The organism is Ruminiclostridium papyrosolvens DSM 2782 (assembly GCF_029318685.1).
GTDB classification, from domain to species: domain Bacteria; phylum Bacillota; class Clostridia; order Acetivibrionales; family DSM-1351; genus Ruminiclostridium; species Ruminiclostridium papyrosolvens.
Genome location: NZ_CP119677.1, coordinates 2,446,005 through 2,469,066 on the forward strand (window position 1 = coordinate 2,446,005; position 23,062 = coordinate 2,469,066).

A 23,062-nucleotide genomic window follows, 5' to 3' on the forward strand; every position below is an offset into this window, starting at 1 on the left:
CCCCCTAAATATTTTTAACCCATATATTCATATCCTCGTACCTTCCGCATATATGGCAGTTATTTATAAGTCTACCTCTATAACGATAGTTTAGTTTGCTTAAGGACTTATTTATACCCGGATTAATGGCTCTTGCCAGGCTGTAAAAGGATTTGAATCCTTTATTGGTAAGCTCCTGCTCAAGGGACTCTATAATGGAAGTTAATAAACCTTTTCCACGGTAGTCCGGCTGAGTTGCGCAATCGGTTATTTCTGCGTTCATATTTAACAAATCCAACTCTGCTGATGCAATACTTATGATTTTGCCATTTTCAACTGCAACCTTAAATATGGTTTGTCTGTTAATAATTTTACTCAGATAAACTTCATTAAAAATGGGCGTCGGATATGTTGAAAATACGCTTGAGAATAATCTGGCCATCTCAGGTATATCATTACTTTCAGCTCGTCTTATTGTATACTTAATCGTATCTGTCGGACGGGAATTTGTGGAATATAAAGTAGTATTCTCAAGAATTTCATTTTCTTTTTGAATGAAATCTGATATTTCACGCTCTTTGTCAATAAAGTAAGATACACAATATGCATCTTCACCGTCAAAAAATCCGTTTATTAACCCCTCAACTTTAAAATGCAAATTTCTAAAGGTATCAAGGTTTTTAATTCTGCAATTTGTTATTACTTTGCCAAGTTCAATTTCTTTTGCGAAATCTAATATATTTAGTATCTCTCTGGTCGAAATATTATCATAGTCCAGGATTTTAAGTCTTTTATTAATCTGGTCTATAAATATTTTAACTTTATCTATGTTGCTGTAGTAAATAAGTTGATTATTTTCATGTAATTTATGATTTAATAGTGTCATGAAATTGTTCCCTTCTGTTTATTCTAATATTGTTTCTAGGAATAAGACAAATTTCCTTTTCTTGAAATAGTTTTTCTAATCCCCTGCATGCGCTTTCCTTATACTTGTCGCATAAACCACATTCGTGACATTGGTGTGTTTTATCCTGCGGCTCTGTATAACTGCATATTACTCCTTCAAAATTCCTTAATATAACTTTATCATTTGATTGTGATAATAAATATTGAGGGTTTACAGGAATTTTACCGCCGCCGCCTGGAGCATCAATAACAAAGGTTGGAACTGCAAAACCTGATGTATGACCTCTTAGCATTTCTATTATTTCAACCCCGACTGTCACCGGAGTCCTGAAATGTTCAATTCCCTCTGAAAGGTCACATTGGTAAAGATAATATGGTCTTACTCTTGACTTCACAAGTCCTTGGACCAAATTTTTCATAATGTAGGGACAATCATTTATATTGCTGAGTAATACAGATTGATTACCAAGGGGAATACCGGCATCTGACAACATTTCACATGCTTTAATTGCCTCAGGGGTCAGTTCATTCGGATGGTTGAATTGAGTATTAATCCATAAAGGATGGTATTTTTTTAGCATATTACATAATTCAGGGGTAATTCTTTGAGGCATGACGACAGGTACTCTTGTGCCAATACGAATTACTTCTACGTGATTTATTGCTTTTAAGCTTTTGAGTATATATTCAAGACGTTCATTCGATATACATAAGGCATCTCCACCGGACAGAATAACGTCTCTTATTTGCTTTGTGTTCTTTATATATTCAATTGCTTTATTAACATTAGTAATAGAAAGCTCTTTATCGTCGTTTCCGGCAAATCTTCTCCTTGTACAGTGTCGGCAATACATTGAGCACTGATCGGTAACAAGAAGCAATGCTCTGTCCGGATACCTATGGGTTAGTCCATTAACAGGACTATCTATTCCTTCGTGCAGTGGATCACTGCTATCACATGTTGATATATATGTTTCATTAATTGTAGGTACGGCTTGCTTTCTTATGGGGCAAGCCGGGTCTTCCGGATTCATTAATGTTACATAGTAAGGAGTTATTGCCATTCGTAGCTTTTTCAGACACTTCTCTATTCCCCTTATTTCCTCAACAGTTAAGTTTACTACCTGTTCCAATTGAGTAATCGTTGTTATTCTATTGGCAAGCTGCCATCGCCAATCATTCCATTCATACTCGGTTACGTTCTTCCACATAGGTATGTCCTTATAATTTCTTTGCATCAAATCTCTCCCTTCATTTCCTTAGATGCTAAGTCTATAGAATTTTACTTAGAAATGTTTGAGTTCTTTCATTCTGTGGATTAGTAAATATATGATCAGGAGTTCCTTCTTCGAGGATTTTACCATCATCCATAAAAATCACTCTATCGGATACTTCTCTTGCAAAGCCCATTTCGTGACTCACAATAATCATTGTCATTCCTTCAAGTGCCAATTCTTTCATTACATTGAGTACTTCTCCAACCAACTCCGGATCAAGGGCTGAAGTTGGTTCGTCAAATAAGATCATTTGAGGTTTCATGGCCAAGGTACGTGCAATTGCAACTCTTTGTTTCTGACCGCCTGACAGCATAGCCGGATAAGCATCCTTTTTGTCAATTAACCCCACCTTTTCAAGAAGCCCCAAGGCCTCGGGAATAGCTATCTGTTTATTTTCACCTTTAACTTGGACAGGTCCTTCTATAATATTTCCCAGGACTGTTTTATGAGGAAATAAATTGAAGTGCTGAAAAACCATACCAACATTTTGACGCATTTTATTTATTGTTCGTTCTTTGTTTTCAATTCGTACCCCATTTATATTAATTACACCTTTTTGTTTTTTTTCCAGAAAATTAATACATCTCAGTAATGTACTTTTTCCTGAGCCGCTGGGCCCGATTATTACTACTACCTCGCCTTCTTCCACCGATAGATTTATTCCTTTTAATATTTCATGTTTTCCAAAACTCTTGTGTAGATTCTTTACTTCCAGCATCATGTTTATCTCACTCCTATCTGTCACTAACGGCTAGTCTTTTCTCAAGTTTATGCACGAAGAATCCAAGTATTGAGGTCATTATAAAATAATAAATTCCAGCAATTAAAAAGTACTCCATAAAACGGAATGTAGAAGAACCCATCTGTTGAGATTTAAGTAATAACTCTTTTACTGTTACTGCACTAGCAAGTGAGGAATCTTTTGTCGCAATTATAAATTGGTTTCCCAATGGTGGAACAGCTCGCTTTAAAGCCTGAGGAAGTATAATACGGTACATAGCCCTAAATTTACTCATTCCAATAGACCGGGCAGCTTCAAACTGCCCTCTGTCTATTGATTTAATTGCGCCTCGGAATATTTCTGATATATATGCCCCATTGTGGAGACCAAAAGCAATTATTGCAGAAGGATATGCGGAAAGATTAACAATATCAGTTAACCCATAATATACAATGAATAATTGTAATAATATAGGCGTGCCTCTGACCAAATTAACGTAAAAAGTTGCTGGATAATATATAAGCTTTATTTTAGAAATTCTGCACATTGACGTTAAAAGTCCAATTACCAAACCGACTATTATGGCTGCAGCTGTTATTTTTAGTGTTTCAAATGCCGCAGGTAAAAATATCGGAAATTTTTCAATTAGTATGCTCCAATCGTATTTCAATAAATTATCCTCCTGCCTATTTCAAATCGTCCGGACTGTTTATTTTTGAATCATTCCTTACAATTAATTGTGCACCTGAATAATAGTAAGGGTCTGTGAAGTCAACTACTTCAGAACGGTCCTTACTTATAGCCATACTACCAAAAATACCGTCATAGCGTTTACTCCTCAGGCCTTCAAGTATTCCGCTCCAATCGGTGGTAATGGGTTCGTAGCTGACCCCCAGTCGCTTTGCTACTTCTTTTCCAATATCGACATCGAAGCCCGTAAGTTCTTCTTTATCATTGAAGTAATTAAATGGAGGATAACCTCCGCTCATTGCAAATTTTATTTTTCCCGCCTTCTTAACTCTATCCAGACTATCATCAGTTGCAGGTTTTTCATTGGGGATTGTTGGTTTATAATCAACTCCATCAAGGATATTAATGTCGAAATATTTTTTACTGATTTTTTCATATGTACCATCAGAAATTATTTCATTTAATACTTTGTTTATAGCCTGTCTCAGGGCATCGTCCTTCTGATTAATTGCAACCGCAATGGTTTCTTTATATAATAAATCTCCTGCAAGTTTTAGATTTTTATAGCCGCCGTCTCTTATACCGATTGTTCCAACCATTCGGTCTGTTATTACTCCATCAATTCTTCCGTTGGACAATTCCCAAAGAGTCAATGTATCATCCTTGTAAAGCTTTACTTCCTTAACTTTAGTCAGCTTTCTAGCTTGTTCTTCAAAGGTTGTTCCGGTAACCACTCCAATATTTACTCCTTTACTTCCACATCCTGCCAGCAATATAAGTATTAGTATTACCGGGAAAATAGATTTCAATTTGTTTCTAAACATTAACTGCGCCTCCCCAAATTAAATTTTCTTAAAAATAAAAAAACACTATGAAAGAGTTATCCATAGCGCATAAAAGGGTGTACCTAATAAAAGGTACAACTAATGCATATTAATCACCTTCTCTTTCAATGCTTACGAGATTAGCTGACGGGTTCGGTTTGAAAGATTACCCTACCTTAACTACGGACTCACCCCAAATAATTGGTTCTCCCGTTCCATTCTATGGATTAAGCAAAATTTATATATTAAGTTTTAATATTACTTACTATATTTTTTAAATAAATCATCCAAGGCTTCACGTAACAAAAAAGCTTCTGTTTTTTCTTTTTCTTTTGACAATCCTGCCAGTCTGTCAACCTGTGTTTTAGTAAAGTAACTTGATTTCAAAACCATACTTTCTGCTTCTGACAAGCAGACTCTATTCTTTCCAAGCTTTTTTGCCCTGAACATTGCACTATCAGCAACCCTGAAAAGTTCAACTGCGTTTTTGGCATCTCGTGGATAACTGGCTATACCACAGCTTATAGTAATATAAACATTCTCTATTTTATTGGAATCACTCAGCGGAAACATATTGTCCGAAAGATATCGTCTTATTTCTTCCATTTCCATAAAACTTCTTTCTGCACCTTTTTTAACAAGAAGAAAGTTAAATTCATCTCCATGACGAGTAACTAAATCCATACCTGTAAGGTTTTGTGTAAATATAGACACAAGTTTTTCAATAACCTTGTCTCCTATTTTATACCCATATATTTTATTTATACTTTCAAAATTATCAATATCTGCTACAGCAATACTAAAGGGTCCATCAGCATTTGAAATAAACTCTTGAACCTTTTCAATAAACTTTTCTTTTGAAACTATATTGTTATCCATATATATTATCTCCCTTATATATTATCATATCAAACTTACATATATATGTAAACACAATAATGTATTATTAATATATGAACATTATAATCTAAATGTTCGTTTTTAGTCTATGTTTACAAATCTCTTAATATTACGATGGAGAAACAATATAGATATCATATTAAAAGGAGTCTTAATCTTTTACCATAAAAAACGCAGGATACAAGACACGATATAATTCAAATTTTTGGTGTTATGGAAACATCTGTTCGAGGGAACATATCAAAGACTTTTTTGGGTGTTTTTTGAAAACGCCGGTTATTCTAAACGCTATTAAATTCCAATATTTAATAAGAATCCAATTAAAAGTGCATAAATTATAACATATGCTAAATACAGCACAAACCGTCTGGTACCCAATACAATTTTCACAGCACCCAAATTGGTTATTTTTGTGGCTGGCCCTGTAATCATGAAAGCTGCTGCAGATCCCATGCTCATACCGTCAAATAACCACTGCCGCAAAAGCGGTATTGTTCCTCCTCCGCACATGTAAAGCGGAACACCTATTGTAGCTGCTATCAGTACACCAAATCCCTTGTTGCTACCAAATAAATTAGCAAATGCATCTGCCGGTACATATCTCTGAAACAGCGCGGATAATAATATTCCCAGAAGAAAGTACAGACCGGTTGCTTTCACATTTCTTCCAAAATTTTTAAGGAAACGTAGTAGAATGTTGGCATCTGTATCATGGCTCTTCATTTCAGAAAAACCGCTGAAATTAAAAAATGATTTTTCTCTGTAGAATAACTTTATTAGCAACCCTGCCATAAATCCACATAGTAAGCAGGCGATAATTCGTACAATCAATGCCTTAGTTCCCAATGCTGCACTATAAATAATCAGCTGAGGATTTAACAAAATCGATGACATCATAAAAGCAGCCAGCCAGTCGTCTCTCATACCCTTCTCTGAAAAGGAAGCGGCAATTGGAATTGTTCCATACATGCAAAGCGGAGAGATTATCCCAAGACAACAGGCAAGGAAAATGCCTAATACCCCAAGCCTCTTATTCTGCAAGCCACTGAACAGCCGATGTATCCGTTCCTTACCAAACACCGACACCGCAGACCCTATGAGCATGCCTAACAGCCAATATGTAAAAATCTGTTCCAATTGTACACTAAAGTAATAGAATAAATATATAAACTCACGCTGCAGTATATCAATCATTAATATTCACCAATTTATAAGTGCGACAACCAAGACCTATTTTCTCTGCGTATTCCAACGTATGTAATCCATTCAAATCTTCAATTCTTTCTTTGAGGGATTCACTGCCTTTTGCAGCATATACAAGATCTATACATGCCTTATCCAGCGCTACCGGGTCAGTGGATGCAAGTATTCCGATATCAGCAATCTCCGGTTTTGCCGGATTGCCGTTACAGTCACAATCTATGCTAAGATTATTCATCACATTGATGTAAACAATATTCCTTCCGTTTCCCAAGCTGTCAGAAACTGCCTTACCAGCCTCACCCATAGATTCCAGAAAGGCATCCTGATTTTGTCCATATATACTTGAATTACTATTGCCGGCTGTATGGATCAGACATTTTCCTTCCCTCGAACCAAGACCTATTGAAATATTCTTAATAGCACCTCCAAATCCGGCCATTTCATGTCCTTTAAAATGAGATAATACAAGATATGAATTATAATTGGAAAAGTGTGCTCCTACAAGATCTTCTTTCAGATGGGCTCCCCCTGATATCGGCAGCCTCATTGAACCGTCGGCATCCAAAATATCTACCTTTGCAATCGCGGTAAAGCCATGATCCTTCGCGACCTGCATATGCATGGCTGTACTGATTCGGGAGCCTCCATACGCTGTATTACATTCCACAATTGTACCCTTGACTGACTGCACCAGTTCTTTAATCAATTTCGGCTTGAGATAGTTACTAGCCGGCGGCTCACCTGTGCTGAGCTTCACTGCAACATTACCTTTCGGTGTCCAGTCCAGCGCCTTATAAGCAGCTATTAAACCCTTGGAGCTGATGTCAGGAGTCATATACACGATTGGGGTTTCTCTCTTTGAATGGGTTACTGATGGAGTTGATGGTGAGGTTGATGATAAGGTTGACGATGAGGTTACCACAGCAACTTCATTAACACTTTCCTTAGCATTACTGCATGCTACGAGGCAAGGCATAATTACAATGCTTAAAACAATACCTATCATACTTTTAATATTCATATTTCTTATCCTCCCACTTTTTCAATACTATAAATCAGAAGCAATATCAAATACATGAAATTTATTCCAAAATTTACTTTAACATACAATTCTAACCCAAGTCAATTGCTGTATCAAATTGAGCAATTTATTCCAATTTTTTGCACAATATTACCTTTAGAGTGACTTATAATCTTCATAGGGAAATTCTTCATATTTCACTGATGTAAACAGTAAGGACTGGTTTGTAGCAAAAGTATGGACTGCAGCAAATGCATCCTATATGAGCGGATACCCTGATAATTCATTCAGACCATATAACTTTATATCACAAGAACAATGTGCAATGGCTATATTCAACATTAGTTATAAATGTTCAGTTCGTGTTAGGATTTTATGTAATTTCGGAAGTATTGTACAAATGCGGTCCGCTCCATCCTCGTTATGGGTGGAGCGCTCGGTCAAATACATGGGTACTGTGGGATAGAGCTGGTGTATACTGGATAAAAGCGAGCAGTCCGCAACTGAATTGTAATCATGAAAGCCTATGCCGTCTATTGCTGCAAAAGCCGATTTATCGGACAATTCGGACAATATTGTAGAAATGTAATTTATGGTGAAGCTTCCGCCGTCGAAGGACGGTTTAATATTACTATTATTTTATTTATGTATATTCGTCTCTATCCTTTTAATAAAATAGAATAATACCTGTGCAATATTTTACCATAATTTGTCCCAATTTGGTAATAACAAATAGTTATATCAGAAAAGTCATATAAATTAAAAAAAGCCGTGAAGGCGACTTTTTTAATAAACATTTTGGTAATTAACATAATGCAGTCCGGATAAGTTGCACAATAATTGTTTCAGTGTTTTCTCAGGTACAACAAAATTCCAAGTTAATCTGTCCTATAACTTGGAATTTTGTTGTATCCTATTTAGTTATTACTTCCTCACCGGTCTGACATACTTAAAAAACCGTTCCGGATTATGATAAAAGTAAATTATTCTACCGGGAGAAGTATCAAAGCAGTAATCAGTGCCTGCAAAATCAAAAGTTGCCATTGCCTTTTCAATCTTTTCTTCTACACTACGATTTTCCTGCTCATAGTCGAAAGGTCCGTGTTCAAAAACAATATACTCGGCCTCGGGAACATCAATCATAAGCATTTGCGGAGGTACTTCGCCTTTATAATTAAAAGGAAGTCGTACACCGTAACACTCTGAACGTGGAATACCCCAGTCACAAAGCCTGCCCTCAGGGTCATTTATGTACGCCATAATCTGACCGCTGCTGCTGTTCGGTTCGCTCCCGCCATCGTCATCCAATTTGCCCTTGATACTATCGAGTAAGCCGCAAATTGTGTCGCAGTCCTGTCCCGGAATAAGATCTTGCTTTTGCCAAAAATCCCAATACCCGTTACTCTCATAGTTTTTAATATGTAAAAATTTGTGTGCGGGTATGGTTACAAAATATATTTTTATATCATCTGTAGATTTCATCATGCCAATCTCTCCTAATCCTAAAAAGTAGCGGTCGAAAGGGTTTATTTTTGTACGAAGAACGACAGGGGTAGGCTTCTTTCGGTACTCATTAGGAGCTACACCATAGGTTGCTTTAAAAGCTCTGGTAAAAGCTTCATGCGATGAAAAGCCATAATCAAACGCAATATCTAAAAGGCTTTTTTCACTATCCCGAACCTCCTTTAGTGCGAAGGCTAATTTTCTATGCCGAAGATAATCCCTGAATTGCATACCCGATATTTCTTTGAATTTTCTCGTTGCATAAAATTCGGAATAACCCAGTCTTCTAGACAAAAAGCGTAGTGTCAAGGCTTCATCATTATAATTTTTAATACATTTGTCAATTTCATCAACAATTATTTGAATTTGTTTGTGCCACTCGTACATTGTTTAGTACACCCCGTTTCAACCACCCTAGACATATTATAAATAATTAGAGAGAGCACTGCTTGATTTTACTTGCTGTTATTTTATTTTCTATTTAAGCTTTGCATAATCCTCTTAATTATTTCTGGGCAGGAAACTTAGTAATAATCCCCAGTAAATATTGCTTGCTTAATGAAAAATCCAGTGCAGTTATTTGACCGTCTCCGTCAACATCAGCAGCAAGTTTGCCGTTTGAATGAGGAAAATCCGAAATCTGACCCAGAAGATACCGTTTAATTAAAGAATAGTCCAGTGCATCAATCACGCCATTTCCATCAACATCACCATACATTATATCCGTATTTGCAGAGCTTGTCTGAACTTTTAATACCACCGCACCATGGGACGGTACATTGGCGGTATACCCGGTGTCAAAGGTTCCGCAATCCTTATGCTCCCAAAGATCACGAACCTTTACAGAGCCATCGGAAAGCTTAATATCTTTCCAGTTAACTGTAATATCTGACGAAACGCCTCCTCGGTTCAAAAGGATAACTGCCTTTGTGGTACCGTCTGTCCCCAGAGGCTTGCACCATACTTCAAGATCTCCGGAAGCACTTACCTTGGTACCTTGAACGCCGGCAGCATCTTGGTCAATAGCGATGACTTCTTTGTTGGTAAGAATGTCTTTTGTAGTACCAGTCATATTCCGTAAATCATTTCCTGCAATAAGTGGAGCTGCCATCAAACACCACATACTAAAATGCGCTTTGTATTCTGTATCTGTCATATTACCATTACCAACCTCCAACATATCCGGATCATTCCAATGGCCCGGGCCTGCATAAGAGGCTGACTTGGAGTTTTCATCAATAATTTTTGCAACACTTCCCCAGTTGTCACTAATATCTCCTGTAGTTCTCCAGGAATTACCACAATCTACTATCCATGGCCCTGCAAAATACCAACAGCATATGCTGTAAAAAATCGGCCTGCCTGTTTTCAAAAGAGCACTCTGCATTTTTTCGTAGCCTGCTTGCAGGTTACTGTCTGAAGCACAATTATCATATTTCAAATAATCTACGCCCCACTCAGCAAATGTATTTGCATCCTGTTCCTCATACCCCTGACTTCCACTCTGTGGAACGTTGCAGCAAGTAGTCACTCCCCTGTCACCATAAATTCCAAACTTTAGTCCTTTTGCATGAATATAATCTCCCAAAGCTTTCATACCGTTAGGAAAACGTTTTGGGTCAGGAATAAGCTTTCCATTTACATCACGGGCAGGGTTTGCCATCCAATTGTCATCAAGGTTGACATACTCATAGCCTGCATCCTTCATTCCTGTAGAAACCATAGCATCTGCAATTTGCTTAATCTTATCTTCATTGATGTCACCTCCGAAGATGTTCCAGCTGTTCCACCCCATTGGTGGTGTCAAACCCAGATTGTTGTTCAGAGCCAGCGCTTGATTGCCATTTTGGAAAGCTGACGGGAATGGTGAAATAAGCGCCGCTGTCAAAATTCCTAAGGCGATAAGGCGTTTGATTTTTTTCATTAAAATACCCTCCCTAAAATAAACTTTAAATTCATTTGATATGTATGCTTGTTATAATGAGACTTCGTATAAATTAATAATATTTTACCATATTTTATTTAAAATGGTAAAATACGAGCTAATATTTAATATAAATTGAAAAAAGCCGCAATGCGACTTTTTTCTTATAATTATAAAGGTATTATTCTGAAACATATCTTTAGAACTGCCAAGAGGTTCTTAAAACTATGCTTAGGCAAGCGACTTATGTCTAATAATAATATCGCTTACTATATCGTCTGTTGAAACTTCATTTGTATCTATGTAGCCGTCAATTGTGCCAAAAACACCGTCAACTGCTCCCTGCCCACATTTGACAAACATAATCCTATCGTCTGCAACTTTTTGGTTCAAAAGGTCACGAATTGCCCTCCACTCAATGCCACACCACTTCTTTTCTTGGTAATCGGCACATATGAATACCACAATCAAATCAGAATGGTCATGATACAATTTCTGAAGATGCGTATCAAGATTGGGGCGTGCAAACTCCGCACGATGATATCTATCGTAAAGAATCTGTTCTTTACTAAAAATCTCTACTAACTTTTCAGCTATTTCCTCAACTTTATCGCGATGTTCACCGGGAAATGAGAAGGCAACTTTAAAGCGCCTTAAATTAGGGATATCAGCTTTCATATTTACATTTTTTTCCTCTCTGATATTTTTAAATACTTGTGTTAATTCATCGTACATTGATGCCAAACCTTCATATGTATAATTTTTAACAGAGGCAACTTTTGCTTCTTCTTCCTCTAATTTAAAAATTCTAGATACAATTGTATCACACTCATCATCAAGCATGGGATATTGATTGATTAAATCAACGTATCTGTTTATGTATGACAGTGTTTGACCGTCCAATCTGCGCCATTTATTAACTGATTTTTTGCTAATCGCTTCTTGTAACCATTCCTTCAACGAATCATCCTCTGTATTTCTAACAAGACTATCTAAATAGCTTTTTGCTTCATTAAAGCGCTTCTGTGTTTTCCTGCCCCTTCTCAAGTACTCTAGCTCTTTATTAATTTCCATAAGATGTCTTCGACTATTTTCGTAATTATCTTGAGTTTTCTTAAGCTTTATAAGTGGTTCTTCAAGAGATTCAATTATTCCTTTAACCGTCTGGTATAGGTTTTCTTTTCCCAGTCGCACAACAACCTTTTTTTCACAACAACCTTTTTTTCACAAGCAAGCTTGTGTGTTGGGATAAACACCAAAGAGGGTATATCTTTTTCGGATAACCCCAAAAAATTCTTTAGCTCTGTAATTGAACTCGTATGGGTAACTGCAAGCTCATTTATTTCATCTGTCTTATAGTCAAATGTCGGATATATGCACCTTAGCACTGAGGGCGTATTATCATTTACGAATCGAATTAGTGGATTTGTCAAGGCACGATAATCTTTGGCTTCATGCCACAACAACGAATCAGGAAGTTTTTCTTCACCATGCTTCCCGGCAAAAACAAACAAAATAGTATTCCCAGTCACATCATTTAAAGAATTCCAGTATCTTTTAACTTGCTGATAAGTTTCTTCGGCATCCGCATCTCTTGCCAAAAGACACATAATCCACGAGAAGCCTCGTTCGTATGCACTTTCTAAACTGTATTTTAAAAAATCCACAATCGGTATTTTCACGATTTCCATAGTTTGTTTCTCCTTTGATAAAAGTTAGGTATTGTATTAAAAGTAAGTAAAATGCATAGATATTGCTAAAATCAAAATTTTTGAATTTAGCTCTTATTTTTATACGTTATCACTATTTATTAAAAAAGCATCAAGTACATTATAAATTCCATCAACACCATTTGCATAAGATACAGTATAATTACTTGTATGAACTTCTCTATTCTCACTTCTAGAAATTTTTGATTTTATTATACTCCTATGCTTCTGCCAGTACATAATTAGTTCTTTCTTATCCAAAGATATAGTAAATTCATCTATATTTGGTATATAATTTGTATTACCATAAAGTGTATATGTCCGTGACAAATTAGATAATAAATAATCTATAAAATACTTGCAATTACTTTCACTTATTTCTGGATTAAAGCAATAGCCAAAAATGTAATCATTGACTGTCTTCCGTATCCCTTGATTATCTTTGTACCCTGTTATGTCATAATAACCGCACCCAAGACTATTATCTGGAGACATACTATTTCCTAACTGGTATAATATAAATATTTTCATATTATTCTTTAAGATAAGCAGTCTATTGTCCAAATCAATAATTTCACCTAAATTACCCTTTAACTTAACAAACTCTGAATATTTTCCGCAAACATTTTCAATAGAGAGCTTATCAACCTCATCAAAGATATTTATTTTTTTGTCTATAAAGCGAACTTTAAATATCCGAAAAATCTTTTGAGAAATCTCACGCATTTCTCCAATTAATCGGGTACTAATATCACCTTTAATACTAAAATCACTTGATGGAATAGCTTGAGGATTTCCGTGTATATAAAGTGACCTCTCTAAATTAAACAAATCACTACCTCTTTCTGCACAACAATATAAACGGAATTTCAGTAAATCATATAATCCCATGACGCCTCGTTCTTCTTTACTTAAAGCATTTATAATCCCTTCACTTATATGCTCACCTTCACCAAATATCCACTCTGCAATTCCATGGATATTTTTATTGTCATTATTTAAAAACTCTCCTTCAATATCGTTCCAACCAACTTTATCAAGCAATTTTACAATAAAAAATACCAAAGTACTTCTAAAACCAATGTTAATTTTTTCAATTTTAAGAAGTGAATGTTTATGTAAATTAAGTACCGCATAATTTATTACCTCTTTGGCTTTTTCAGGTGTAAATTGTGCATGTAAAGAATTTACCAATGTCCTCCAAAGTCTCTCATGGCGTTCTTCATTTTCTAAAAAAGAAAATTCTTTACTGTTAAGCACATCTTTTATTGTTTTTACAGACAGAATATCATCTTTTAAGTTAACATAGAACCTATATTGCTCTGTTTTTATAGGATTTGACTGATTAACAATAAGATTTAAATATCTTTCTAAATTTCTATCCCTGTCATTCAATATCGTACCATTAAAGCAAGCATATGATGTAATCATTTCCTGCGTTATTGTTTCTCTATTCAAGGGTTTACCTGTCGAAGAATCTATAAATTTTTGATTTACGCTAAACACTTTATCTATAAGAAATTTTTGCCTTTTAGAAAGGGTTTTGATGTACTCCGTGTAGTAAGTGGAATTCTCATACGAGTTTTTACCATCTTTATCTGAATTTTTGCTTTTTGGATACCCATCTTCATTCTTTGAAACAACCGAGAAGAATCCTTTTCTGCCCTGAGTTTCTGTGTTATATATTTTTCTAAAAACGTTAGGGTAGTTTATGTAAATCAATATTAAATGTATAATATCCTGCTTATCAAAATCACAATTTTGGAAATCCGTTTGTTCAATCCCAAGTAATACAATTGTATTAACAAGCCTCTTCAACTTTCTGGCATCGCCGATAAATGATATGTATAGATGAAAATCCTTTGATTCAAAAATATTTCTTAGCCCTTCTACTGCTTTTGATACAAGTTCATTATTTGCAGATAAGTTTTCGGCTAAAGACGAATCCTTGTTTTCTATAAAATCTTTAAGCAATAACTTTTTGTCTAAATATAGGCTGATTTTCATGTTAACAAATTTTTCTAAAAATTCCGAAATCTTTTCAGTGTTAAAATTCTTTCGTCCACGAGCTGCAATATTTTCTGTATCATAGCAAAGCACATATGAAATATTCGGTAGCATAAAAGATTTTTTCACTACAAAAAGTATTTCTTGAATCTCTAAAAAATCCAATCGGTCTAAATCATCAATAATAATGATAACTTTTTTATCTATATGCAACAATGCTTCTTCCAACTTCTTAAAAACATCATCTATTGACTCATTCTCAATAGATAAATCAAACCGCAATCCTGAGTATGAAAACGACGGTTTAGTATTCTTTAACATTTTGGCATATTTCGAAAGAAGTGACCCAAGTTCAGGCACAAAAACCTGTTTTTTAATTTCTTTAACTAAGCCATCAATAAAAATCCTTAATAAATCCTCTCTATTTTCATATCTTAACGGTTCAAAATTATATACTATTATTTGGCTGATATATTTCCCTTTCCAATACTCCTTGCAAAGATTGATAAAACTTGATTTACCTGTCCCCCACGGTGCATCAATTCCAAATACTAAACTGTCCGGCAATCCGTGATTATAAATGCTCTCAGCAAAACTTTCAGCTTTATCATTAAACATAAATTTATCATCATTTTTATTATTAATTTCCTTATCACTCATGAAAAATGACGTTGCTTTATCATCAAAATTCTGTAAAAGTGATTTTCTCAAAAATCCAGAAAGCCAGAAAACAAATGGCAGTAAAATAATAATAAACAGCTGCCGCCAAGATAAAAAAATCAACCACTTCTTAGTATTATACAAACCAAAGAAATCAAATACGCAAGTGACTATCACTCCCATAAGTAACGGAAATAACAAATCGATTCTATAAGTTATAAATAAAGCTGATGTTCTCTCACTTAATTTGCACTCGTTAAGTGTAAGGCTTTTAAATATAAATGATACTCTTTCCTTGATTTTTGGAAAAAGGCAATAAGTAAACCCAAAGAAATAGGTTATTGAAATCATCCAAAGCCATAAATCCGATATATTATTAATTAGCGTTCCTGCTATTATTTTTAACATATAAATGGATTCAGTAAGAATAACTCCCAACAGAAATGTTTTTATAAATAATATATAGTTTACAGAATATATTTTTTGAGCTTCCTTTTTCATTACCATCCTACTTTCAGTTTATCCTATATTTACTTCCCATCTCACTCAACCAATATTTTACCATAACTTCCTTTAAATTGGCAAAACATATATCCTTCCTGCAAAAACCCTCACATAACCAGAAAAAAAGCCACTATCAATGAATCCCAAAACTCATAAATAGCGACTCTATCTTATATAGGCAATCTATTATCACATAGGCAGTATGCCCGCCGACAGTTCCCCGTAAATCCCACTAATTAATATACGGTAATTTATCAAACTTCCCAAGCAAATACCCTTTCAGTATTGCTAAATCAATAGCATTTATTTCACCATCCATATTTAAATCTCCGACAAACATTTTGTCCTGTACCGGAAAACTCTCAATCTTACCCATCAGGTATTGTTTTAAGAATGCAAAATCAATTGCGTTTATTGTTTTGTCACCGTTATAATCACCCACTATTTCTGTGTCAATTGGTGTTTCCGCAACCCCTTCTACTGTTGGAATGATTACCTTCATTAATCCGCTTTTTGTATCAAACTCTACCTTATCAATACAGGTTTCCCTGTGATACCCAAGTCCGCTGGTATATTGATTCAGTGGTGTTACAAATCTGTGGTAAGCCATATAGTACTCATCCTTGTTGGGAAGCTTTATAATTGATTGATGTCCGGTTCCAAGAATATTCATGTCAGGATTCTTTGATAAAACCGTATACTGATATTGGATAGGCCCATACAGGCTGCTTGAAGTACCGTAGTTTATATGATAATTTTCACTCCCTGTATCGTCACATGACCATGTGAAATGATAGAGACCGTTTCTCTTTATCACTGTAATTGACTCTCTGAAATCAGTAGCACCACTCAGCTTACTCATGGACCCCGCTTTAAGGCTTATCATATCATTATTTAGCTGAACTATGGCAGGTGAACCATTGCCAAAAAGCAGATAGGAAGTTCCATCGTCATCAGTAAAGACTGACGGGTCTATAGTCTGACTTACTGTTACACTGTTTTCCAGATTCTCAGGTGTGATTAAGGGCGATTTCTCTGCTACAAATGGCCCTGTTGGACTGTTAGAGGTAGCAACCCCAATACAGGATTTACCGTCTGAACGCTTTGCACAGAAGTAGAAATAGTATTTTCCGTTCTTTTCTTCAATGGTTGGTGCCCAAGCACTTCCTACCGCCCAAGGAACTTCCTTCCCCACTCCTGCATCAAGAATAACGCCTTCATCTTTCCAGTTAACCATGTCTAATGATGAAAAAGCATGGAACTGCGTTCCGCTCCATCCTGAAAATCCGTCTGTGGTGGGATAGATATAGAATTTATCGCCAAAAACATGAATGTCCGGGTCAGCAAATTGTCCTCCTAAAACAGGATTATTGCAGAGTACGCCTTCTACTGTCCATACCTGAACGCTCCCATCCGGCATTTTGATTTTAACATAAATTGGCTGTGTCAAGTTCACCGTTTGCCCGTTTATTCCATCTATTGTACAACCGCTTGCCAGCTCATATGTCAAAGGCACTGACGAAATGTCCTTTACAGTACTGTTGCTTTTACTGATATATATGGTGGCCTTTTTATTTGAAGCATCACATTTAGTGCCTATAATACTGTAGCCTGTTGCAGATGCTCCTTTAATAATATTATTCTCCATAATTTTTGCTTTAACCTTCACCGTTGACAGTACTTTTCCGTCAGCCATCGGTGTTCCGAAGTTTGGAGTACCGTCACTGTTCCAGAACAATTTCTGAACCCGTGTATGTCTTCCTGCATCATACAGAGGTTCATAGCTGCCGCTAATGTACTTTTCTTCCTGGCGGGCATGGTATACAAGGATATCTTCACTACCATCCTCGGACACCGTAAAGGTATTGTGTCCCGGGCCATACTGTCCGGCTTCTGTATTGAAAGTCATCACCGGATGAGGTGTTTTCACCCATGAATCAGGATTCAACAAATCGCTTGTATCCGAGGCTGTAAGAAGTCCCAGACAATACAGAGCATCAGTACCGCTTGCAGAATATGAAATAAATATTTTACCGTTTCTTTTTATAACGCTTGGTCCTTCATTTACCTTGTAGGCATGAATTTCCCAGTCGTATTGAGCAGAAGCTATCTTGACTGCATTAGTGTCAATTGTATACGGATCTTTCATTCTTGCAATATACAAGTTTGAATTAGGGTCATTCTGTGCCCAAACCATATACATATTTCCATTATGCTCAAATACAGTTTCGTCCAGAGAAAAACCGCTAAAAGCCATATCCGAAGAATTAGTCTTTTTAACAAGTCCCTTGTCCTGCCAGTTTTCCTTTACAGTTGGATCAAGATTTCCCGGACACATTAATACATGGGGGCGTATTTGCCAAACGTCGGTGTTGGATATGGTAGTTGTATAGTAAATATACCAGTTTCCTTTAATAAAATGTATTTCAGGTGCCCAAACATGGGGGCTTTTGTTTCCACCCAGAGGAGCCTTTGTGTAGATTACCTTTTCGGTGGCAGTTTCAAGACCCTGAATTGTTGCTGCCTTTCTAAGTACGATTCTGTCGTACTGATACATACCTATATTGTTGTGTCCGTTTGAACCATCCGTATATGAAGCAGTAAAGTAGTAATTGCCGTCAGTATGTTTATAAATGCATGGATCTGCTCTGTTCAATATTAAAGGGTTGTCGTATTCGTTCTCATATACTGTTCCTTCGATTGTAGCTGTTCCATCAGTTGAATATTGAATCTGACTGATATCGTCCCATAACACTTTCGTATTTCCTGTTGTGCCATTGCTGTAATTGACTTTCACCTTTGAAGGTAATTCAGGTGTCTGACCTGCCTTTTTGGTAACCGTCACATCTTGTGCACTTACTATTTTTATCGGCTTGTTGGCGATGCCGAATTCATCTGCAATTTCTGTTTCATTAAGCGCACGATTGTACACTTTTACATTGTCAAAATAGCCTTTAAAGTAATTATCCGTAGAGTAGAAGGATTTTCCCAAATAAGCCAGCAGGCTTGTGCCCAAATCGGACATTGATATGGACACATTATTATTTCTGCCAAGCATTAAGCCATCCTTATAAATAGCCATACTCGTAGGTGTTATTACCAACTTAATATTCATCCACTTGTTTGCTGTGGATACAGTAGTTGCCTTAACCTCCTGCTCATTTGAGTAGGAATTTATTGTAATGGCATTTCTGCTTTCAGCATCCCGTGTTCTTAAAAACATGTATTTATTTGAATCCTTCCCTACAGTGAAAGTAAAAAAATTCCCGGACACTGTCACAGGCTTAATATCCATAGAAATAGTTACTGTATTCTTGCCATCAAAGAAACCCTGCGGGAATGCCGCAAAGGTGCCGGTTGTTCCATCCAGATATAACACCTGAGAATTCTTTTCAGAGTCTTTTACATAAGTTGAATTTCCATTTAAGGTACCAGTACGGTTATTTCCTGATGTATCAGCGATTGTATTGCCTGTCTTTGCTTCGTCAAATTTATATTCAAGTACAGGAGTTGTCTTGGGTTCTTCAACAGGTGCATAGCCTCCCCATTTAGCCATGACAGCGTTGTATTCAGCCTGTGTTATCTGCATTACTGTTCCATGACGTGGCCCAGTTGGCAACTTATACTCAGAAGTACTTAGTTTCGTAAACACGCCGGAAGTAATGTCTGTGGATACCATCGGATAGTAACCGCCTCCGCCGTAATAGTCTAATAGGAGACACCATTTGTTTTGACCGTTAAACTTGAAGATTGCCGGCCCTTCAACACCTTTCTGGCTTTCAACACTAGTTGATGGTAAAGATACGAAACTCTTATTCAGTAACTGATCACATTTATCTATAAGGATGTTCTTATTAACTTCATCTTTTGAAAACCTGTAAAACATGTTTTTTTGTTTGATGATGGTTGCATCTATTACATCATTACTTCTTTCAATATACAACTTTGGTTCGGTAAAGGTATAAAAGTCTCTTGTCTTTGCTACGTATATTCTAAACTTGCTAAAGTTATCTGCTCCTATTCGTGATGCCCAGAACATCACATATTCTCCTGTCTTTTCATCAAATACTATTTCAGGAGCCCAAGTACAGCCTGCATCATCTCTTGCAACCTTAACCAGCCTTTCTTTAGACCAATTTACCAAATCATTGGATTCCCAAGTAACAACCGATTTACTTCCATATGTTCCGGCTGCATCCCAGCCTTTACCATTTGCTATTCTTAGGTCTGTTGCTACCATATAGAATTTATCACCTTCAGGTGACCTTAAGATATACGGGTCACGTACACCTTTATCTCCAACAGTTGAAGTCAGTACCGGATTGTCCTTATTTAGCTCATCCCAATGAAGTCCATCTTTACTTGAGGCAAAGTATATCTGCTCTGCATCAGATCTGGCGGTGCCATTAAAATATGTAAAGAAATATCCATTATAATCTGATTCACTTATAGCTTTTGGTTTTGCCTTTACAGTAACAGTCAAATCTGCTGTACCGGATGCCGTTCCATTAGTTAGATGTGCTGTTAAGGTTACCTGAGTGTCTTTATCAGGTCTTGTGACGACACCTGCCGGTGTATTGTCATAGCCCGAATTAACTACTTCATTCACATTGACAATGGAAGGTTTATCCGTTGACCACGTTATTTTAACCGTTACTCCATCAGTAACAATTGCTGACGGCAAAGTAATATTTCCGCGTATATCATCTGCATTACGAATAAGAAGCTGCTTTTTGGCATTCTCAATTGTCTGATTCTGCCCTTGTGTCAATGCTTTAACCGTGACTAGAAATGTTTTAGTATCACTTTCATTTCCTCTTGTGATTGTTGCGGTAAGTGTTGCCTGTTTATCCATATCAGGGTAAACAGGGCGTGTAACCTCCCCGGTTGAGGAAATCAGACTTGTGTCAGATGATATCCACGTAATTGAACTGCCGTTTACACCTGATGTCGGCAAGCTGATTTTTGAGGTTACCTGACTCAAATCTCCAAGGGATAGAGCCGCTTTGTCCATTGCAACAATATCTGCTGCCCCTGTGTTGTTTAATTCTGCTATCTCTGTGCTGCTTAATGCCCTGCTGTAAAGCCGGAAATCTGCAACCTTGCCTTTAAAGTAATTATCAGCAGTGTATGGAGCTCTTCCAATAAAATTCGCTACCGTTGCTTCAATATCTTTGGGATTATATGCTATGTTTGCGTTCTCTGCGACCTTTACCCCATCTACATAAAGTGTACCTAAAGTCCCCTTTTGAGTATATGAAACATACCTCCACACCCCGGTGCTGAAGGCCGAGTTTACCTTGGTATTTTGTTCATCCGTCCAGTGTGCTTTTGCAAGCATAACTCTGTATGCTCCTGATTCCAGCAGGAGGCCGAAATAATGTGCATTGGCATCACTTTTTGAATCTGTAGTTGTACCGAAATTAAATACCCAGGACGGGGTAACATTTGACGAATCCACAAACACTCTGGCACTTACGGTAGTTTCTGAGAGCCCTGATAACAGGCCATTCGGCAGCTTTATATACCCTGAACTTCCATCCAATGCTACCGCACCCATTCCATTCTGAGCAGCTATCCAACTGCAGTTGCCATTCAAAATACCATCTCTGCCATTACCTGAGGAATCGGCAACTTTTAATCCTGTTCCTTCGTTAAACCTGTACCAAAGCATTAAGCCGGTATCGGCATTTGCTTTATTTGCAGGCATAAATGAAAATAGTCCTGTAAGAATCGAAGCAATTAGCAGACACGACAAAATACGCAATTTAATCATATGCTTTCCTCCTAAAATTTACTTATTAAAAATTTATGGGAGCTTCTATTTCTACAGATAGATATCATCAAATGAAATGTACAAGAATATTTTATCATAGTTATATACATATAAGTAAATGATTGTATTCATTACAAAAAAACTTGATATGTATTGCAAATATATTCCATTTCAATATATAATCTTTATGATTAAATTACATCGTGGGGTTAACATAAATGAAAAACGAAATTCAGAAGAATTTTCTAAGACAAATGACTGAGGCGGAAATCCAACTTCATGAAGATGCGGAAAAAAGAAACAAAGGAATTTTCACAAATAAACTATTTGAAATGAGGTTTTACGGCTACAATTCTGAATATAAACCGCCTAGCAAGCTATTGCGTGCAGTTATTTATATAGGCTTGCCCATAGCTGTTTTGATGGCTATATCGACTATAATAGACTTTATAGAATTAATATTATAGGACTGAATCCTTTTACGGACTCAGTCCCTACATGTTCTATTTCAGTTCCAGTAATTTTTCAACTATTTCAGCTGAATCTTTAACCAATTTGGGGCAAAGGGTTTTAAAAAGATTCTTTTCGCCAGCTGTGCTCATTTCTTCCGGGATACTAATATCATAACCTAATAATTCTTTACATCTGACTGAACCATTTAATTCTACAAATTGTCTTTTGTATTCCTGAACAAGTGCATAGGTTTTTTCCTTCGCAGCTGTATCATCTACTCGTACTTTTCCATATTTTAAACCGATTAACATTATAGCACCTGTCACCGCACCACAGGTCTCACCAATAAGCCCCATACCTCCACCGAAGCTGCCGGCAATTCTCAAAGCTAATACAGGGTCTAACCCTAATTCTCCTGAGTATGTAGAAAAAACCGCTTGCGCACAATTAAACCCGCTTAAAAAACATTGCTCTGAACATTCAACTTTATTCATAATCAAACCACCTTTCTCTAACAACAGTCTCTTTTATCAATCGCTTCCAACAGAACTCCCAAACTTTCCAATACCTGAACTCTTTTATTATGGGGAATTGAATTGTATATCTTACCAAAATATGAATTCTTGCTTTCTTCGATTTCTGTAAACAGTTTAGCTCCACTATCTGTCAGTGAAATAGTTACATACCTTCTGTCTTTCGGGTCTATATCTCTTTTTGCCAGTTCTGCCTTAACCAAGTTATTCACTGTTCTGCTCATGGTACTGTTTTCAAGATTTAATAATTCTGCCAACTCATTTAAGGAAATACTGCCTGAACGACCTATTTCAACTAAAGCATGACACTGGCCTAAAGTTACACTACAGCATGAAGTTTGGTTTTCCTCTAATACACCTAGTTTTCTCTCAAGTATTCTAATCAGTTCTCTTAATTTCTTTGAATCATCGGTAATGTTAGTCATATGCTTACCTCCTACAACAATTGTACCATACAATAGTTGCAACATGC

Annotated in this window: 17 protein-coding genes, 1 pseudogene and 1 riboswitch; of the genes and pseudogenes, 2 read left to right on the forward strand and 16 right to left on the reverse strand. The window is 36.4% G+C overall.

What is annotated here, in order from left to right:
• Positions 1 to 4 precede the first annotated feature (4 nt).
• The 8 genes from ablB to P0092_RS11255 form a co-directional block, all read right to left on the reverse strand.
• Positions 5 to 865, reverse strand: coding sequence for a putative beta-lysine N-acetyltransferase (gene ablB / locus P0092_RS11220; protein ID WP_004619431.1), 861 nt, complete (start codon positions 863 to 865; stop codon positions 5 to 7).
• Positions 846 to 2,123, reverse strand: a complete 1,278-nt coding sequence (gene kamA / locus P0092_RS11225) for a lysine 2,3-aminomutase (RefSeq protein ID WP_004619429.1) — start codon at positions 2,121 to 2,123, stop codon at positions 846 to 848. The genes ablB and kamA overlap by 20 nt, the downstream gene beginning before the upstream one ends.
• A gap of 34 nt (positions 2,124 to 2,157) precedes the next feature.
• The gene (locus tag P0092_RS11230) at positions 2,158 to 2,880 is read right to left on the reverse strand and encodes an amino acid ABC transporter ATP-binding protein (RefSeq protein ID WP_040758881.1); all 723 of its coding nucleotides are present in this window, start codon (positions 2,878 to 2,880) and stop codon (positions 2,158 to 2,160) included.
• A gap of 16 nt (positions 2,881 to 2,896) precedes the next feature.
• On the reverse strand, positions 2,897 to 3,553 hold the full coding sequence (locus P0092_RS11235) for an amino acid ABC transporter permease (RefSeq protein ID WP_004619425.1): 657 nt from the start codon (positions 3,551 to 3,553) through the stop codon (positions 2,897 to 2,899).
• Between the two features lie 16 nt (positions 3,554 to 3,569).
• Positions 3,570 to 4,397, reverse strand: a complete 828-nt coding sequence (locus P0092_RS11240) for a transporter substrate-binding domain-containing protein (protein ID WP_004619424.1) — start codon at positions 4,395 to 4,397, stop codon at positions 3,570 to 3,572.
• Between the two features lie 113 nt (positions 4,398 to 4,510).
• A riboswitch (cyclic di-AMP (ydaO/yuaA leader) is annotated at positions 4,511 to 4,641 on the reverse strand.
• 14 nt (positions 4,642 to 4,655) lie between these two features.
• Positions 4,656 to 5,276 carry a GGDEF domain-containing protein gene (locus P0092_RS11245; RefSeq protein WP_004619422.1) on the reverse strand — a complete coding sequence of 207 codons (621 nt, stop codon included), beginning with the start codon at positions 5,274 to 5,276 and terminating at the stop codon, positions 4,656 to 4,658.
• Positions 5,277 to 5,588: 312 nt separating this feature from the next.
• Positions 5,589 to 6,491: a permease gene (locus tag P0092_RS11250; RefSeq protein WP_004619420.1), complete on the reverse strand. Its 903-nt coding sequence runs from the start codon at positions 6,489 to 6,491 to the stop codon at positions 5,589 to 5,591.
• A complete protein-coding gene (locus P0092_RS11255; protein ID WP_004619419.1) occupies positions 6,484 to 7,521 on the reverse strand; it encodes a DUF362 domain-containing protein in 1,038 nt (345 codons plus the stop codon). The genes P0092_RS11250 and P0092_RS11255 overlap by 8 nt, the downstream gene beginning before the upstream one ends.
• Positions 7,522 to 7,729: 208 nt before the next feature.
• Here P0092_RS11255 and P0092_RS22135 point away from each other — a divergent pair.
• Positions 7,730 to 7,987: pseudogene (locus tag P0092_RS22135) on the forward strand (S-layer homology domain-containing protein); the annotation flags it as partial.
• A 458-nt stretch (positions 7,988 to 8,445) separates the two neighbouring features.
• On the opposite strand, the gene P0092_RS11260 reads toward P0092_RS22135, so the two are convergent.
• The 6 genes from P0092_RS11260 to P0092_RS11285 all read right to left on the reverse strand — a co-directional run bounded on the left by P0092_RS11260 (position 8,446) and on the right by P0092_RS11285 (position 21,604).
• Entirely contained in the window at positions 8,446 to 9,411 is a 966-nt protein-coding gene (locus tag P0092_RS11260) for a helix-turn-helix transcriptional regulator (RefSeq protein WP_004619418.1), read from the reverse strand.
• Positions 9,412 to 9,529: 118 nt separating this feature from the next.
• Positions 9,530 to 10,948: a dockerin type I domain-containing protein gene (locus P0092_RS11265; RefSeq protein ID WP_004619417.1), complete on the reverse strand. Its 1,419-nt coding sequence runs from the start codon at positions 10,946 to 10,948 to the stop codon at positions 9,530 to 9,532.
• Between the two features lie 231 nt (positions 10,949 to 11,179).
• Positions 11,180 to 12,142, reverse strand: a complete 963-nt coding sequence (locus tag P0092_RS11270) for a TIR domain-containing protein (RefSeq protein WP_004619415.1) — start codon at positions 12,140 to 12,142, stop codon at positions 11,180 to 11,182.
• Positions 12,097 to 12,639 carry a hypothetical protein gene (locus P0092_RS11275; RefSeq protein WP_004619414.1) on the reverse strand — a complete coding sequence of 181 codons (543 nt, stop codon included), beginning with the start codon at positions 12,637 to 12,639 and terminating at the stop codon, positions 12,097 to 12,099. The genes P0092_RS11270 and P0092_RS11275 overlap by 46 nt, the downstream gene beginning before the upstream one ends.
• 99 nt (positions 12,640 to 12,738) lie before the next feature.
• Positions 12,739 to 15,825, reverse strand: a complete 3,087-nt coding sequence (locus P0092_RS11280) for a KAP family P-loop NTPase fold protein (protein ID WP_004619413.1) — start codon at positions 15,823 to 15,825, stop codon at positions 12,739 to 12,741.
• Positions 15,826 to 16,060: 235 nt separating this feature from the next.
• Positions 16,061 to 21,604 carry a family 43 glycosylhydrolase gene (locus P0092_RS11285; protein WP_004619410.1) on the reverse strand — a complete coding sequence of 1,848 codons (5,544 nt, stop codon included), beginning with the start codon at positions 21,602 to 21,604 and terminating at the stop codon, positions 16,061 to 16,063.
• Positions 21,605 to 21,822: 218 nt separating this feature from the next.
• Here P0092_RS11285 and P0092_RS11290 point away from each other — a divergent pair, with 218 nt between their 5' ends.
• Positions 21,823 to 22,071 (forward strand): hypothetical protein, encoded by a 249-nt coding sequence (locus P0092_RS11290; RefSeq protein WP_004619408.1) that lies wholly within the window; start codon positions 21,823 to 21,825, stop codon positions 22,069 to 22,071.
• Between the two features lie 36 nt (positions 22,072 to 22,107).
• Here the strand turns inward: P0092_RS11290 and P0092_RS11295 are convergent, their stop codons facing one another.
• Complete coding sequence (locus P0092_RS11295; RefSeq protein WP_004619406.1) at positions 22,108 to 22,551, reverse strand: C-GCAxxG-C-C family protein; 444 nt, start codon at positions 22,549 to 22,551, stop codon at positions 22,108 to 22,110.
• 17 nt (positions 22,552 to 22,568) lie between these two features.
• Positions 22,569 to 23,015: a MarR family winged helix-turn-helix transcriptional regulator gene (locus P0092_RS11300; protein WP_004619404.1), complete on the reverse strand. Its 447-nt coding sequence runs from the start codon at positions 23,013 to 23,015 to the stop codon at positions 22,569 to 22,571.
• Positions 23,016 to 23,062 lie beyond the last annotated feature (47 nt).